The sequence below is a fragment of the Arthrobacter sp. 05T442 genome, from assembly GCF_056395945.1.
This window is the reverse complement of the sequence record NZ_JBFTKM010000001.1, coordinates 112,209-126,930: the sequence shown is the minus strand read 5'-3', so window position 1 is coordinate 126,930 and position 14,722 is coordinate 112,209. Positions and strand designations below refer to the sequence as shown.

The 14,722-nt window shown below is 67.8% G+C and carries 13 protein-coding genes and 1 pseudogene; 5 read left to right on the top strand and 9 right to left on the bottom strand.

Going from position 1 to position 14,722, the window contains the following annotated elements:
* Positions 1 to 64 precede the first annotated feature (64 nt).
* From proC to AC1DES_RS00555, 6 genes are all read right to left on the bottom strand, one after another.
* Entirely contained in the window at positions 65 to 898 is an 834-nt protein-coding gene (proC, locus tag AC1DES_RS00580) for a pyrroline-5-carboxylate reductase (RefSeq protein WP_476893754.1), read from the bottom strand.
* Between the two features lie 440 nt (positions 899 to 1,338).
* Positions 1,339 to 1,737 (bottom strand): YciI family protein, encoded by a 399-nt coding sequence (locus AC1DES_RS00575; RefSeq protein ID WP_476893753.1) that lies wholly within the window; start codon positions 1,735 to 1,737, stop codon positions 1,339 to 1,341.
* Between the two features lie 43 nt (positions 1,738 to 1,780).
* Entirely contained in the window at positions 1,781 to 2,794 is a 1,014-nt protein-coding gene (locus tag AC1DES_RS00570) for a Ppx/GppA phosphatase family protein (RefSeq protein WP_476893752.1), read from the bottom strand.
* Positions 2,795 to 2,883: 89 nt separating this feature from the next.
* Complete coding sequence (locus tag AC1DES_RS00565; RefSeq protein WP_476893751.1) at positions 2,884 to 3,333, bottom strand: SseB family protein; 450 nt, start codon at positions 3,331 to 3,333, stop codon at positions 2,884 to 2,886.
* A gap of 122 nt (positions 3,334 to 3,455) precedes the next feature.
* Positions 3,456 to 6,188 carry a type I DNA topoisomerase gene (gene topA / locus AC1DES_RS00560; RefSeq protein WP_476893750.1) on the bottom strand — a complete coding sequence of 911 codons (2,733 nt, stop codon included), beginning with the start codon at positions 6,186 to 6,188 and terminating at the stop codon, positions 3,456 to 3,458.
* A 160-nt stretch (positions 6,189 to 6,348) separates the two neighbouring features.
* Positions 6,349 to 7,038, bottom strand: a complete 690-nt coding sequence (locus AC1DES_RS00555) for an ArsR/SmtB family transcription factor (protein ID WP_476893749.1) — start codon at positions 7,036 to 7,038, stop codon at positions 6,349 to 6,351.
* A gap of 79 nt (positions 7,039 to 7,117) precedes the next feature.
* Here AC1DES_RS00555 and AC1DES_RS00550 point away from each other — a divergent pair.
* Positions 7,118 to 8,341 (top strand): annotated as a pseudogene (locus AC1DES_RS00550) (MFS transporter); the annotation flags it as partial.
* Positions 8,342 to 8,422: 81 nt separating this feature from the next.
* Here AC1DES_RS00550 and AC1DES_RS00545 read toward each other — a convergent pair.
* Both AC1DES_RS00545 and AC1DES_RS00540 read right to left on the bottom strand, forming a co-directional pair.
* On the bottom strand, positions 8,423 to 10,075 hold the full coding sequence (locus AC1DES_RS00545; protein ID WP_476893748.1) for a DUF7059 domain-containing protein: 1,653 nt from the start codon (positions 10,073 to 10,075) through the stop codon (positions 8,423 to 8,425).
* A 23-nt stretch (positions 10,076 to 10,098) separates the two neighbouring features.
* Complete coding sequence (locus tag AC1DES_RS00540) at positions 10,099 to 10,857, bottom strand: MerR family transcriptional regulator (protein WP_476893747.1); 759 nt, start codon at positions 10,855 to 10,857, stop codon at positions 10,099 to 10,101.
* Positions 10,858 to 11,135: 278 nt separating this feature from the next.
* On the opposite strand from AC1DES_RS00540, the gene AC1DES_RS00535 reads away from it, so the two are divergent.
* The 3 genes from AC1DES_RS00535 (at position 11,136) to AC1DES_RS00525 (ending at position 12,861) form a co-directional block, all read left to right on the top strand.
* Positions 11,136 to 11,594, top strand: a complete 459-nt coding sequence (locus AC1DES_RS00535) for a hypothetical protein (protein WP_476893746.1) — start codon at positions 11,136 to 11,138, stop codon at positions 11,592 to 11,594.
* Positions 11,595 to 11,660: 66 nt separating this feature from the next.
* A complete protein-coding gene (locus AC1DES_RS00530; protein ID WP_476893745.1) occupies positions 11,661 to 12,242 on the top strand; it encodes a hypothetical protein in 582 nt (193 codons plus the stop codon).
* A gap of 73 nt (positions 12,243 to 12,315) precedes the next feature.
* A complete protein-coding gene (locus tag AC1DES_RS00525; protein WP_476893744.1) occupies positions 12,316 to 12,861 on the top strand; it encodes a hypothetical protein in 546 nt (181 codons plus the stop codon).
* 43 nt (positions 12,862 to 12,904) lie between these two features.
* Here AC1DES_RS00525 and trhO read toward each other — a convergent pair whose 3' ends face one another.
* A complete protein-coding gene (trhO, locus tag AC1DES_RS00520; RefSeq protein WP_476893743.1) occupies positions 12,905 to 13,798 on the bottom strand; it encodes an oxygen-dependent tRNA uridine(34) hydroxylase TrhO in 894 nt (297 codons plus the stop codon).
* Positions 13,799 to 13,995: 197 nt separating this feature from the next.
* Between trhO and AC1DES_RS00515 the strand changes: the two genes are divergently transcribed.
* Complete coding sequence (locus AC1DES_RS00515; RefSeq protein ID WP_476893742.1) at positions 13,996 to 14,688, top strand: GNAT family N-acetyltransferase; 693 nt, start codon at positions 13,996 to 13,998, stop codon at positions 14,686 to 14,688.
* The last annotated feature ends 34 nt before the right edge of the window (positions 14,689 to 14,722 follow it).

Genomic DNA, 14,722 nt, shown 5'->3' with positions numbered 1-14,722 from the left:
CCCCTGGCCACGCCCAGGGCCGTCCCCCTGGCCGTGGTCCCCAGCAGCGCCGCTGTGACCGCGGTCAGGCGAGCTGTGTGGTGATCTCCGCCGCGCGTGCAGCGGCCGCGCGTGCTCCATCGGCAATGATCGACGGCAGTCCGCGCTCGTCGAACGTGGCGATGGCTCGTTCCGTGGTTCCGTTGGGGCTCGTGACCGCCTTGCGCAGCCCGGCGGGATCCGCGCCAGGCTCCGCCAGCATGAAACCGGCCCCTGCAACAGTTTCGCGGGCCAGCAGCAGCGACAGGTCCGGGTCCAGGCCCAGCTCGACGCCGGCTGCCGCCATTGCCTCAGCCAGGTAGAAGGCGTACGCCGGGCCCGAGCCGCTGATCGCGGAGAGGGCGTCCACCTGCTCTTCGGGAATCTCGACGACCGTGCCGACGGCGGACAGGATGTCCTTCGCCTTCTGGAGCTGTTGGGCGGAGCAGTTGGTCCCCGGCGAAACGGAGACGACACCGCGGCCCAGTCGCGCCGGAGTGTTCGGCATGGTGCGGATGACCGGCTGTCCGGCCGGCAGGGCCGCCTCAAGCTGCCCGAGCGAAACCGCCGCGGCTACACTGATGACGATCGTGTCCGGCGACAGCGCACCACTGATCTCCCGTGCCAGATCCGCAACGCCCACGGGCTTGACGCCCAGAATCACGACGGCGGAGCCGGTGGCGGCCTGTTTGTTGTTGTCCGGCTCTTCTTCGCCCGCGATCGCCGTGATGCCGTGATGCCGCTCGGCAAGCTCGGCGGCCCGCTCGGCGCGGCGGACCGTTGCGACGATGTCGGCGGGATCGGTTCCGCCGTCGATCAATCCGGCCAGGATTGCCTCGTTCATTGACCCACAGCCCAGGAATGCGATTCGGTTGCTCATGCCCCCATCATTGCAGTCCGGCGCGATTCACAGCCAGTTCCCATCTTCAGCGCAGTCTGCTCCCAATCTCGGCCGTTACGTTGGAAGTACCTCATTGAGGGTGCGAGTGATGCGGCAGGCATGCGGATGTCTGCCCGGCACCGGCGATCTGCAGCGGGTTTTCCCATTTTCCCGCGGCGGAGAGCCGGTGCTTCGTCATTTAACGGCGCCTGTCTGGCGAACGCATGGGGGCCCGGCAGTTGGCGTTCCGAACTGCCAGCCGACGCACAGGGAAATCTTCCGGTACGCCCAAGAAACACCGCTAGCTTTGTAGGTGCCTCAACAGGTGCGAGTGATGATAGCCGGTCCCCCGGGATCGGCGGTGCGCCGGACGGTCGCAGCAGAGTTCCCCCAAGTCCTGCTGTAACCGCCCGGCGTTTCTCGTTTAAGGCTTCCCGCGGCTAGGGCTGGAGGGGGCGCACTTCGACGGGAAGGGTTGTGGTACGTGCCAGCTTCCGCGCCCAGCCAAGCGCCATGTCCCGGTCCTGGGCTTCGATCACCGTGAAGCCGCCGAGATGGTCGTTTCCTCCGGTGAACGGCCCGTCATTGATGAGGACTTCCTCGCCCTGGGGCCGCAGCACGGTGGCGGTTTGCGCCGGGTCGACCCCGGCTGCGAAGACCCAGGCCCCGGCAGCCCTCATCTCACGGTTCAAAGCTTCAAGGTCGCGCATGATCGGTGCGAGGAACTCCGGGGACGGGGCCGGTCCGTCAGGCTGGTAAATGCTGAGCAGGTACTGGGACATCTTGTGTGCCTCCTTGTCGGTTCCGCCGGCACCATGCCGGCCTCTCAGCTGCTTCACGAATGCGGCACCTGTCGGATCGACACTCGCATTCACCGGAAGCCTATCGGCTCGAGATTTCGGCGACGGGCGACTGCAGCTCCGGCGGAGGCGACTGGGTCACATGGGGTGCAGGCTCCAGCGGGCCGTCGAAGACCAACTGGTCCAGGCGGCGGAGGATGAGTCCCTCGCGCAGCGCCCACGGGCAGATTTCCATGTTCGGGGACTCGAACATCTCCAGGGCCGCTTCGGCCACCAGCGCCCCGGCCAGAAGCTGGGGCGCACGGGCCTCAGAGACGGCGGGCAGGTGAAGCCTGTCCTCGATCTCCATGGCCGAGATCCGTTGCGCCCACAACCCCAGGTCCGCGGAGAACAGCTCCCGCTTGACGTAGGGCCCCGCGGCGCTGGGCGCTGCGCCGGCGATCCTGGCCAGGGACCGGAAGGTCTTGGACGTGCCCGCCACAAGGTTTGCCCTGCCCAGCTTCTCGAAGCTGCGCACGGCGGGCTTGAGCGTCGCGCGGATGTGGCGGCGCAACTCTTTGACGCTTTTGGCCGAGGGCGGATCCTCCGGCAGCCAGTCCCGGGTCAGCCGGCTGGCACCGAGCGGGACGGACATCGCGAGCTCGGGGAGTTCGTCCTGCCCGAAGGCCATCTCGAAGGAACCGCCGCCAATGTCGAGGTTCAGGATGGGCCCGGCGCCCCAGCCGTACCAGCGCCGGACGGCGAAGAACGTCATCGACGCTTCCTCGCTGCCGGTGAGTTCCCGGAGGGTGACGGTGGTTTCATGCTTCACCCGGGCCAGCACTGCGGGGCCGTTGGTGGCCTCGCGGATGGCCGAGGTACAGAAAGCCAGGAGGTCGTCCGCCTTGTGCTTGGCCGCGAATTCCCACGCTTCGAGGACGAATTCGATCAGCTCACGCTGTCCGGCGTCGCTGATGTTGCCGGCACCGTCGAGGAACTGCACGAGCGAGAGGGGGCGTTTGTGGGCCGCGAAAGGAACCGGGCGGGCGCCGGGATGGGCGTCGACCAGCAGGAGGTGGACGGTATTGGAGCCGATGTCGAGGACGCCTAGACGCATGCTGCCATTATTGCCCCAGCGCAAGCGGCCGGCCTAACTGCGACGGCCGCCCGACTTCTGCGGGCAGCCGTCATTGACACACCGTGGCGTCAGGCGGGGTTGCTGTCCGCTTCGACATCGTCGGCATCGTCAGCGGGCTTGAAGTCGCGACGGATGTTGGCGACGCCTTCGGGATCGATCTCGAAGCCGAACGCAGCACCCGGGTTGATCACCATGCCGAGATCGTCCCCGAGGTTCCCGAGGATGGCAGCGCCCTGGGTTCCCAGCACGTTGGGAGCGGCGGCCAGGTACTGCTCGGCGACGCGGCTCGGGTGCGAGAACACGGCCAGGACCGGCTGGCCCGAGGAGTTGGCGAGCACCAGCGGCTCGACCTGGGAATCGGGACCTTCGAGGCCTTCGGAGCTGACGATGTAGACCTCGTTGTTGAGGAACGCGAGGATGACGTCCACCGGGTTGGCGTCCGGCTGCTCTCCGCGGGAAAGCTTTTCCTCGAGGTCGTTCAGCGGCTGGGGATCCAAGTGCTCGGGCTGTTCAGTCATGGTCCTACTCGATCACGTCCCGGGCCGGTCCGCAAACGCGAAATCGCCGGAAAGCCACGGGGTCGCCGGAAGTTTCCGGCGACTCCGCACGTTTCCGGCGACCTCGGAGCACTGGGCCGCAACTACTTGGCGGCGGCCTTGCGGGCCGGCGCCTTGCGCGCCGTCGTCGTGCGCTTGACCGGTCCCTTGGCGCGCTTTTCCGCGAGGAGTTCGACGGCGCGTTCCCGCGTCAGCTCCTCCAGCGCGGTGCTGCGCGGCACGGTGATGTTAGTGACCCCGTCGGTGATGTACGGGCCAAAACGGCCTTCCTTCACGACGATGTTCTTCTCCGAGACTGGATCCGGTCCGAATTCGGCCAGCGGCGGTACGGCGGCACGGGCGCCGCGCTGCTTGGGCTGCGAGTAGATCTCCAGCGCCTGCTCCAGCGTGATCGTGAAGATTTCCTCCTCCGAACCGATGGACCGGGAGTCCGTCCCCTTCTTCAGGTACGGACCGAAGCGGCCGTTCTGGACCGTGATCGGGTTGCCCTCGGCGTCCTGGCCGAGGACCCGGGGAAGGCTCATGAGCTGCAGGGCCTCGTCCAGGGTGACGCTGTCCACGCTCATGGAGGCGAACAGGGACCCGGTGCGCGGTTTGGCCTTGACGGGCTTCTTCGGCGGTTTGGGCTTGCCGTTCTTGTAGTACTCCACCGGCTGGTTGGCGAGCTGTTCCTCGGTCATCTCGGGGATGATCTCAGTGACGTAGGCGCCGTAGCGGCCGTTCTTGGCGACCACTGTGTGACCGGTGTGCGGATCTGCGCCGAGCACGCGTTCCTCCGGTGCCGCGGTCTCCATCAGCTCGACAGCTTTGGACGCCGTGAGTTCGTCCGGGGCCAGGTCCTCGGGGACGTTGGCGCGCGCAGCCTCGACGACTTCGCCGGTCTTGGGGTCAATGGTCGGGACGGAGCTTTCCAGATACGGCCCGAACTTTCCGACCCGCAGGGTGATGCCCTCGGTGATCGGGATGGAGTTGATTTCCCGGGCGTCGATTTCACCGAGGTTGTTGACAATGCTCAGGAGCCCCGGGGCGGAGTCTTCGCCGTAGTAGAAGTGCTTCAACCAGGCGGGACCCTCGGCCTGGCCGTTGGCGATCTTGTCCAGGTCGGCTTCCATGTCGGCGGTGAACTCGTAGTCCACGTAGTCGTGGAAGTGCTGTTCCAGCAGCCGGATCACGGAGAAGGCGATCCAGCTGGGGACCAGTGCTGACCCCTGTTTCCGGACGTAGCCGCGGTCCTGGATGGTGGAGATGGTGGAGGCATAGGTCGACGGGCGCCCGATGCCCTTCTTTTCCAGTTCCGCCGTCAGCGAGGCTTCCGTGAAACGCGGCGGCGGGGACGTCTCGTGCCCGACGGCGACGATCTCGGAGGCGGTCAGGGCGTCGTCCTTGGCCACGTTCGGCAGCCGGCGTGCTTCCTCGGAGTCATCGTCCCCGCGGCTTTCGTCCTTGCCCTCTTCATAGGCGGCCAGGAAGCCGGGGAAGGTGATGACGGTGCCGGAGGCGGAGAATTCGGCGTCGCGGCTCTCGCCCGGACCCGCAGTCACAGCGCCGAGGCGGATCGTGGCGGTGGAGCCCTTGGCGTCGGCCATCTGGGAGGCGACCGTGCGCTTCCAGATGAGCTCGTAGAGCCGGAATTCGTCGCCGGAGAGCTGTTTGGCCACCTGCGCCGGGGTGCGGAAGGAGTCACCGGCGGGGCGGACGGCCTCGTGGGCCTCCTGCGCGTTGGCTGCCTTGCCGCTGTAGACGCGCGGTGAGGCCGGCACGTACTCCGGGCCGTACAGCTCGGATGCCTGGCGCCGGGCAGCCGTGACGGCCTCGTTGCTCAGCGCGGACGAGTCCGTACGCATATAGGTGATGTAGCCGTTTTCGTAGAGGCGCTGGGCCACCTGCATGGTGCTCTTCGAGGAGAAGCGCAGCTTGCGGCCGGCCTCCTGCTGCAGGGTGGAGGTGGTGAACGGCGCAGCCGGACGGCGGGTGTAGGGCTTGGTGTCGACGGACCGGACACGGAAATCGGCGCCCTGCAGGCCCGCGGCGAGGGACGTGGCGAGTTCCTCGTTCAGGTGTATGACGGTGCGGGAGGTGAGCTCGCCGCTGTCGTTGAAGTCCCGGCCGCTGGCGACCTTGGCGCCGTCAACGGAGGCGAGTTTCGCCTTGAAGGACGCCGAGCCTGCGCCGAACTGGCCGGTCAGGTCCCAGTAGGAGGCGGCCTTGAACGCCATGCGCTCACGTTCCCGGTCCACCACCATGCGGGTCACCACGGACTGCACACGGCCGGCGGACAGGCCGCGCGCCACCTTGCGCCACAGCACCGGGGAAATCTCATAGCCGTAAAGCCGGTCCAGCACGCGGCGGGTTTCCTGTGCGTCGACCAGGTCCTGGTCCACATCGCGCAGGTTGTCCATGGCGCGGTGGATGGCTTCCTTGGTGATTTCACCGAACGTCATCCGGTAGACCGGGACCTTGGGCTTGAGCACTTCCAGCAGGTGCCACGCGATGGCCTCGCCCTCGCGGTCCCCATCAGTTGCGAGATAGAGGGCGTCGGCATCCTTGAGCGCAGCCTTGAGCTCGGTCACCTTCTTCTTCTTGTCCGGCGACACCACGTAATAGGGCTTGAAGTCGTTTTCAATATCGACGGCGAACTTGCCCACCGAGGTCTTCTTCAGATCCGCGGGCAGTTCCGAGGGCTGCGGGAGGTCCCGGATGTGACCGATGGAGGCCTCCACAATGAAGCCCTCGCCGAGGTACTTGGCGATGGTCTTGCTCTTGGCTGGAGACTCTACGATCACGAGTTTCTTGCCGGTTTTGGCCTTGCTTGGCACGGTGCTCCTACAGAAAAAGGTGGCTCGGGCAGATGCGCCCATACCCGCCTAGTTCACCATATTTTGCGGGATCCCGCGCATCCGTGTGGAAAAGCGGGGCTCCCCGACGCGACTTCCGCGCGTCATGAACAGGCCCCTCCCGACGTCGTGACGGCCTGTTTCAGCGAGTGCCGGCGGGGCTCCCCGCGGTGTCCGCGGGGCCTTTCGCGGTGGCGGGTCCGCGGTCATCCGGAATCATCGACCACATGGTCGCCATCCGCTGGGTGCCCTCCGGAATGTGGTCCGGGTCCTCGAGCTCGTAATCCTTGAGGAGGTCGAAGAGCCTGTTGTTCAGCTCCGCCCGCTGGGCCGGCGTCAGGTACAGCAGGTTGCTGGCCAGCACCACGGAGGAGGGGCCATCCGCGGGCTCGCCGCGCTGGCGCCGCCCGTCCCGGACCCTGGCGTAGGCGTTGACCCGGCGGCGGTAGGCATCCAGTTCCAGGTCCAGGACAGCGAACTCAGGGCTGGCCACTCCCCCGCCGGAGTTGATGCTGAAGTCGGTGCCGGCGGCCTGCCAGCGCCGTTCACGGGCGTCGCCGGCGGTGGCGGCCGGCACCACGATGCCCCACTTCTGCAGGGCACGCAGGTGATAGCTCATCGCGCTGGGCGTCAGGCCGGTCTGGGCAGCGAGCTCGGTGGCCGTGCGGCTCACCTGGGTGGAATACAGCTCGGAAATGACTTCCAGCCGCGCGGCGTGGGCCAGGGCCCGGATTGCCTTCGGGTCGGTGATTTCCACTTTCTTTTCCGGACGCGGCCGGCGCTTGGCGGCCGGCGGTACCGGGGACTCCGCCGTTGGGGTTTCTGCATTCACCCCACCAGTCTACCGAGCACCGCCAAACTATGAAAGAAATGCTTGACACCTGATCCGCGGGCGGAGTAGTTTCCCTGTTATGAAACAAACACTTCATAAATTGCCGGGTGACTCCCGGGCACCGCGGTCCGTCTGGCGCAACCGCGACTTCCTGCTGGCCAGTGGCGCCCGGTTTGTGGCCACCGCCGGCATGGGCGCTGTTGTGGTGAGTGTCATGCTGCATCTGCAAAACCCGGCCGCCGGCAGCGGGAACGCCGCTGCCGGACCATGGCTCGTGGCCGCCTACCTGGCCTGCTCGGCGCTGCCGCTCGTGCTGCTGGCCCCCTGGGCCGGCCGGCTCGCGGACACGAGGGATTCCCGCACTCTCGCGACGGCGTCGTCCGTGGTCAGCGCCGCCGCCGTGGCCGTCATGGGGCTCGGCATGCAGTACGTGCAGAACCACCTTCCCGTCCTCTTTGCCATGACGTTCCTGCTGGACGCAGCCCAGGCCGTGGCCGGCCCGACCTGGCAGGCCCTGCTGCCCCGGATCGTGGGCGAGGACCGCACTCCCCGCGCCATGGGCACCATGCAGGCCACCATCATGATCGCTGGCATGGCCGGTCCCGCTGCGGGTGGACTCCTCAGCGGCTGGGGCGGGTCCCCCCTCGTGTTCACGGTCGCCAGCGTCTGCTACCTGGCGATGGGCGTCGGCGCCCTGCTGATCCGCACCCGGCGCGGTTTGGCCGCCGAGCGCGCCGGCAGGGAAAAGCCTGCCCTGCTGGACGGACTCCGCCTGATCCGCCGGGACAGGCTGGTGTGGGCCCTGGTCCTCGGCGCGCTGTTTTTCATCGTCGCCGGCGAAGCCACCAATGTCCTCGAGGTCTTCCTGGCACGCGGGGAGCTTGGCGCCACGGAAACGCAGTACGGGCTGCTCGCGGCCGCGTTTGGCCTCGGCATGGCTGTGGGAGCCGCCGGGGCCGGCCGGATCAAAACCCCGCCGGCACGTCTGCGGGCGCTCCTGGCGTCCATGACGTTGACCTCGGCCTTCCTGGCGATGATGGCGCTGGTTCCTACCGTGGAACTGCTGTTTGTGGCCTACACCGCGATGGGGGCGGCGTGCGGCGTGCTGAACGCCTGCTTCGGCGCGATCGCGATCCTGCGGATTCCGGAGAGCGGCCGCGGCCAGGCAATGGCCATCATCGGCGGACTGACCCGCGCTGTTTCGATCGCCGCGCTGGCCCTGGGCGGTTTGATGGGAGCGCTGGTTCCGGTGCGCCTGAGCTTCCTCATCACGGGCACAGCGGGGGTCCTGGTGGCCCTCGCGGCGGCCGCCTACGTGCTGCCCCGCTTTGGGAAAGAGGGTGCGGTTCCCGGCACTGAGCGGCCGGCGTCAGGCGTGCCGGCGTCAGGCGGGCAGGAGGAAACCGTCGCGGACCAGGTTCCCCACTTCGGCGAGGAGGCCGCTGCGGAAGATCTCGGCGTCGAAGCCTTCGTAGCCGCCCAGGAGTGCTTCGAGGGCGCCGACGATCTGCCCGGCGGAGAGGTCGCCGTCGCACGCTGAGACAAAGCCGGCCAGCTCGGTGCTCAGCAGGTTGGTGCGTCGCAGCCCGGCACCCTGGCGCAGCAGGATCACGCCGGGGTGTTCGGCCCCGGGACGCTGGTGCCGCTCCTCGGTGACGTCATCGGCCACCAGCAGGTGGGCCGTCTCCACCTCGTTGGCGGCCAGCCAGTCGGCACGCTCCACGGCTGCGCCCAGGTGCGGCCCGACGGGCTGCTCGATCGGATAGGTGATTTCCTCGAAGCGGGAGATCACCGGCCCCTTGCCCGCCGCCGGCCGGCGCAGCCAGATCATGCCGAAGCCGATGCCCTCCACGTTTCGGGACGCGAAGTCGTCCAGGTACGCCGCATAGGAGTCCTGGTAGAGCCGGCGGTCGCGGGATTCGGAGGCGTCCTGAAGCCACGTCTCGGCGTACTGTTCCGGCCCCACCTGCTCGCGCTGGATGATCCACACGTCCGTGTCCGGACGGGCCCAGCTTTGCGGGCGTTTGGCCCAGGGTGTGCCGGCGGCGATTTCCCAGTTGCCCAGGAGCTGGGCCGTTCCGCCGGGGGCGAGGACCGACGGCAGGGTCCGGACCAGCGTGGCGACGATGTCATCCCCCGGGAGGCCGCCATCGCGGTAAGTGAACCGGTCCGCGGCGCCCTCGCCGAGGCGGCGGGGCGTGATGACGAACGGCGGGTTGGAGACCACGAGGTCGAACTCCTCACCCGCCACCGGTTCCAGCAGGGAGCCCAGCCGGAGGCTGACGCGGCTTTCGAGATCGGCCGGATCCACCTCAAGCGCCGCAGCGTTCAGCACGAGGTTGAAGCGAGTGAACGCGAGGGCGCGCACGGAGATGTCCGTGGCGGTTACATGATCGGCGTGGTGCAGGAGGTGGAAGGTCTGGATGCCGCAGCCGGTGCCGAGGTCCAGGGCGCGGGTGGCATGGCGGCGGGCGGTGACCTGGACCAGGGTCGTGGAGGCCTGCCCGATCCCCAGCACGTGGTCGTTCCGGAGGACGCCTGGCCGCTGATGGGCCGCGAGGTCGCTGGCCACCCAGAGGTCCGCCCCACCGCCGCTGGCAGCGCCTTCCCCGGGGGTTCCGTCCCACCCGTACGGCCGCAGGTCCACCTTTGCCTGGACCCGTCCTTCCGCAGCCGGCTCCACGAGTCCGAGTTCCCGCAGCCCCTCCGTGCGGACGCCCGGCAGGGCGGCGTCGAGAGTTTCCGGGCTTTGCGGCTCGGCCAGCAGCCACAGGCGCACGACGGCGGCGAGCGCCGCCGTCGTCGGCTCCCCCCGGGTGGCAGACTCCGTGACGATCAGTGCGGGGATGAGCTGGTCCCGGCTGAGAGCCGAGTGCGCGGCCGCGCCCAGGAAGGCCGCGACGCCGTCGACCGTGTAGCCGATCGCCTGGAGGTCGTTTGCCAGCGCCGCGAGCAGCCCGGGAAGGTCACTCCGCGGAGCATCGGGGGTGTTGCCGGCGGTGAACGGCGTTGAGGGGGCCTGCGCTGAGGAAGTCACCGGACAAGTTTAGTCCCGGGGGCTCAGAGGTGGTTCTCCGCATAGATCCGCAGGGCGTCACGGACGAAGGCTGCCCCGGCCGTCCCGCCGTAGTTCGCGCTGAAGCGGGGGTCTGCCACGTACATCTCGCCGAGGCCCGTCACGTATCCCTTGATGTCGCCGCCCGGGGATGCCGCCGGCGTGCCCGGGATGCCCGTGAGCCATTCGACGTGGTGTCTGGCCAGCTCCTGCGCCTCGGCCCCGCCTGCCGGTGCGCCGGATCCAGCCGCAGCGCTCCAGTCGCTACCCAGCTGCCGGGATCGCGCCGTCCATGCTTCCTTCGCGGCGGCATCCATGCCCCGCCACCAGGCGTCCCCTGTCGCGTAGGCGTCCTCGCCCCACCGTCCTTCCACCTCGTCCTTGTGCTGGGTGTGGTCAAAGCCGTCAAACATTTTCTCTGCCATGATCTCTCCTCCTTCTTGCATCGTTTTAATGGTTCGCCGGACCGAGGCGATCTGCCGTGCCAGCCGGTCCTGTTCCTGCTCCAGCCACTGAAGATGGCGTACCAGCGCCGTCGCGGCATCCGGCTCCCGGCCGAGTACCTGGGCTACGGCCGCCAGCCCAAGCCCCAGAGTGCGCAACAGCAGAATCCGCTGCAGCCGGACGAGTGCGGCCTGGTCGTAGTAGCGGTAACCGTTGTCCCCGGTGCGGCTCGGCTTGAGCAGCCCGATGTCGTCGTAATGACGCAAGGTCCGGCTGGTAGTGCCTGCGATTTTCGCGATCTGTTGCACGGACCAATCCATGATGCCTCGTTCCCTTCGCGTTGGTACCTGCTCCTGCGGGCCCTACATCTCGACCTTAAAGGTTGACGCAGCGTCAAGGTCAAGGACAGGCTGGGGACGCCGCCGGCAGGACCAGAGGCGGCCCGGGGCCGGGCGGGGCTGGACCAGAGCCGGCCCCGGGCTGCCGCCGGCAGGACCAGAGCCGGCCCGGGGCTGGGCAGGGCTGGGCGGCCCGGGGCCGGCCGGGGCTGGCGTTGTGGGCTGCCCGGGGCCGGGCTCCAACGCGGTAAGTTGGGGGCATGGTTTTCCTTTCCCCCTGCCCGCCGGGTTCCCGGATGTTCCGGCGGAGGCTCGCCGGTGCGGCTGCCGCCGCCGTGCTGCTGGGCGCGAGCGCATGTTCTCCCGCCGGTTCCATCGAATCCGCCGACGTCCCGGCATGGAAAGCCACGGCGCTGCCGTCGGCCGGCGGAATCGTCCTGGAAGACGCGGGAAAGATCCTCACGCGGGATCCGATCGTCAAGGACGCGTCCAGCGTTCCTGCAGGGAACTACGTCCTGACGATCAGCTGCGACGGCGGTGGCAAAGCCTTCTTCGCCGTCACCCTCGGCGGCAAACGGCTGACCGAAGCAGGGGCGGCCTGCAACAGCAGCCGCGAAACCGCGAACATCAAGGTCCCCGAGGCCGGCAAACTGGAGGTCAGCGCCTCCAGCGTGGACGCCCCGCTCATTTACGCCTACCAGCTGGTTCCTTCTCCTTAGCGGCCGGCCCGGCCTGTTCCGGGGGCTGTGACTTGCGCCGATGGGGAACGACACTAGGCTCGGGGCATGTCAGCAAATGGGGGTACGCAGTGCGTTCGCCGCTGGGCGTTGCTGCTGGCTGTGGCTGCCGCGGCTGCTGTCCTGGCCGGGTGTGAGTATGCGGACGACGTCGATGCGCCCCCATCCGGCGCCACGGTCCAGGCCACCCGGACCGCGCCGGCCCGGGCCCCGCTCCCGACGCGGGACCCCACACTGGATGCCCGCGAGGCCACGAACACCGCGGAACTTGAGCGGCTCCTCGGCGCCGTGCCTGAGACGATGCTGCTCGGCCGCACGGGCACCATTGGGGGAGCCGGCAGCGCCGGGGGATTCAACAGCTCGGTACGCGCCGCAGACGCGGGACCATACACCGTGACGGTCGCCTGCGTGGGCGCTCCGGACGCGCAGCTGTTCCTCAGGCAGGACGGCAGGAACGGCGGCGCCCACCTCGAGCTCACCTTCGACTGTGCGGCCGCCACGCAGCAGACTGTGGAACTCGAGGCGGGGCCGGTGGAGGCGGGCGTCATGAGGTACAACGGTGGAGGCTCGCGCCCCGGGAACGGGGCCGTAGCGGGCTTCAGGATCGTCCCCGCCGGCCCCGGACACTAGGGCGCCAGATAAGGCCGCCGCGGCGGAGCCAGGGCATATGGCCTTTAGTCTGGGGCGGGCCTAAAGTCAGGATATGCCCATCGTGCCGGCAACGACGGTGCCGCGACAGCGCGCCGCGGCAGCCGGCGTCGTGCTCTCAGCGGTGCTCCTTCTCGGGCCCGCCCTCTCCGGCTGCGAATACGAATACAGCGGCGACCACTGGGACGATGCAACACCCTCCGCGTCGCCTCCTCCGTCCACGAGCGCGGCACTGCCGCAGGATCCCCGGACCAACCAGCCCGTGTCCGGAGATGCGCTGGATGACTGGGTGGACGACGTCCTGCCCGAGGCCCAGGGCCAGGTTTTCCATAAGGGCTTCGGCACAGTAGATGCCGGCGTCACACGAAGCGAGACCACCACCCAATTGCCGGGCGGCAACTACGCCCTGACCCTGGCCTGCCGGAGCACGGACCGGGTGTCATTCACGGTCCGCAACGGCGAGGCCGCGCTGGTGGACCTGAGCCTGCGGTGCGGCACGTCAAGGGTGAGCGTGGTCCATCTGTCCGCGGACGCGGTGCTGACCGTCGAGGTGATGGGGCGGGCTGCAGCAAACTTCGCGTACCGCGTGGTCCGGCTTTGAGGGCGGCGGTCAGCCGGCGCTGGGCCGCGCGTCAGGGCGGCGGTCAGGCCGTGCAGCCCTCCGGGCAGCGCAGGGTTTCCGGGCTCGCGGCGCATTCGGCGCAGTAGAGCGTAAGCGTGCGGCAGCTCGGGTTGGAGCAGTTTTCAAACTTGCTGGTAGGCGCCGCACACCGGACGCAGGCACCGATGGTTTTGGCGTCCTCACTGAATTCGAGGTGCATCCGCTTGTCGAACACGTACAGCGAGCCCTCCCACAGGCCCTGGTCCTTGAAAGCCTCACCGTAGCGGACGATGCCGCCGGCGAGCTGGTAGACCTCTTTGAATCCACGGTTCACCATGAGGCTGGAGAGCACCTCGCAACGGATACCGCCGGTGCAGTAGGTGACGACCGGTTTGTCCTTGAGCGAATCGTATTTACCGGAGTCGAGCTCCTTGATGAAGTCGTGCGTGGTGGCGACGTCGGGGACGATTGCGTCCTTGAACTTGCCGATCCGGGCCTCGAAGCCGTTGCGTCCGTCGAAGAACACCACTTCGTCGCCCGATTCTTTCCCGGCCTCCACCAGCCGGTGGAGGTCCTCGGGCTTGAGGTGTTTTCCGCCGCCAACGACGCCGCTTTCGTCCACTTTCAGTTCACCCGGAGCACCGAAGGACACGATTTCGTCCCGCACCTTCACGCTCAGCCTGGGGAAGTCTTCCGCGCCGCCGTCCGACCACTTCACGTCAATGCCGTGGAAGCCCTTGTATTCGCGCGTCGTCTTGACGTACTGCTTGACGGCGTTCAGCTCTCCCCCGACGGTGGCGTTGATGCCGTCCTTGGAGATGATGATACGGCCGGTCAGCCCGAGTTTTTCGCAAAGCGCGCGCTGCCAGAGCCTGACGGCGTCGGGGTCCGCAAGCGGGGTAAAGCCGTAAAAGAGCACAATCCTGTTCAAAGCCACGTATTTAAGGGTACTTGGTGGGTCGGGGACCGGGCGCCGGCGCCCGGTCATCGACGCCCGGGCGGCGCCCGGGCGCGGTGGGCCGGCCGGGGTTCGGGCGCCGCCCGGGCTCGGGCGAGAATCACAATTGGGTAAGCAACCACTGTTACCCGACCCGGCCACTGTTGCTCGCGGCGACGCTGGAATACGCTCATCACATGAGTCTTGACGCCATGGTTGAAGACACCACCCACCTGCTGGAAGTCTGGGTGGCCGGTTGGGCCGGCTGCCGGGGTTATGAGACGCGCAGGGAGGGTCGTTTCCCTGCGGCGCTGCGTGCGGATACCACCCGTGAATGGGAATTTTTCGCCTTTGATCCTAACGATTCCGAGTTCGCGGACCTGGCGGCGAAGACGGCTGAAGTGCCGGCCAGGATCCTCACGATCCTCACGAATGATGCCGCCCGGTACATCTCCCTGGCGCCAAAGCACGGGCTCAATGTCACATCCGCCTCCCAGACCATGATGATCGTGGACATGGAAACCCAGGACTCGGAGGATCCCTGGCTTTCCGACGACGATCTGAAACTGGACACGTCCAAAGACAACGGCGTCCACCATGCAGTCGTGCACGCGGGCGAGAAAATCGCCGCGAGCGGGCAGGTCTTCGTGGTGGGCCACACAGCGATCTTCGACAAAATCGTCACGGACCCCGCATACCAGCGCCGCGGGTTGGGCAGCTTCATCATGAAGGCACTCGCTGCCAAGGCATTCGAGCACGACGTCGACTCGGGGCTGCTGCTTGCCTCACTGGACGGCCAGAAACTCTACTCGCACCTGGGCTGGCGTACGGTGTGCCACGTCCTGATGCTCTCGGCCTCGAATGAAGGCGCGGATCTGTCGGTCAGCTGATCCGCCGTTGGTGCCGTCTGCCCGGACGATTTGA

Bases quoted from the DNA above. Each gene is read 5' to 3' on its own strand.
- AC1DES_RS00565 (WP_476893751.1), bottom strand. From the start codon at position 3,333: ATGACTGAACAGCCCGAGCACTTGGATCCCCAGCCGCTGAACGACCTC.
- AC1DES_RS00525 (WP_476893744.1), top strand. From the start codon at position 12,316: ATGCCCATCGTGCCGGCAACGACGGTGCCGCGACAGCGCGCCGCGGCA.
- AC1DES_RS00570 (WP_476893752.1), bottom strand. From the start codon at position 2,794: ATGCGTCTAGGCGTCCTCGACATCGGCTCCAATACCGTCCACCTCCTG.
- AC1DES_RS00530 (WP_476893745.1), top strand. From the start codon at position 11,661: ATGTCAGCAAATGGGGGTACGCAGTGCGTTCGCCGCTGGGCGTTGCTG.
- AC1DES_RS00540 (WP_476893747.1), bottom strand. From the start codon at position 10,857: ATGGATTGGTCCGTGCAACAGATCGCGAAAATCGCAGGCACTACCAGC.
- AC1DES_RS00535 (WP_476893746.1), top strand. From the start codon at position 11,136: ATGGTTTTCCTTTCCCCCTGCCCGCCGGGTTCCCGGATGTTCCGGCGG.
- AC1DES_RS00515 (WP_476893742.1), top strand. From the start codon at position 13,996: ATGAGTCTTGACGCCATGGTTGAAGACACCACCCACCTGCTGGAAGTC.
- proC (WP_476893754.1), bottom strand. From the start codon at position 898: ATGAGCAACCGAATCGCATTCCTGGGCTGTGGGTCAATGAACGAGGCA.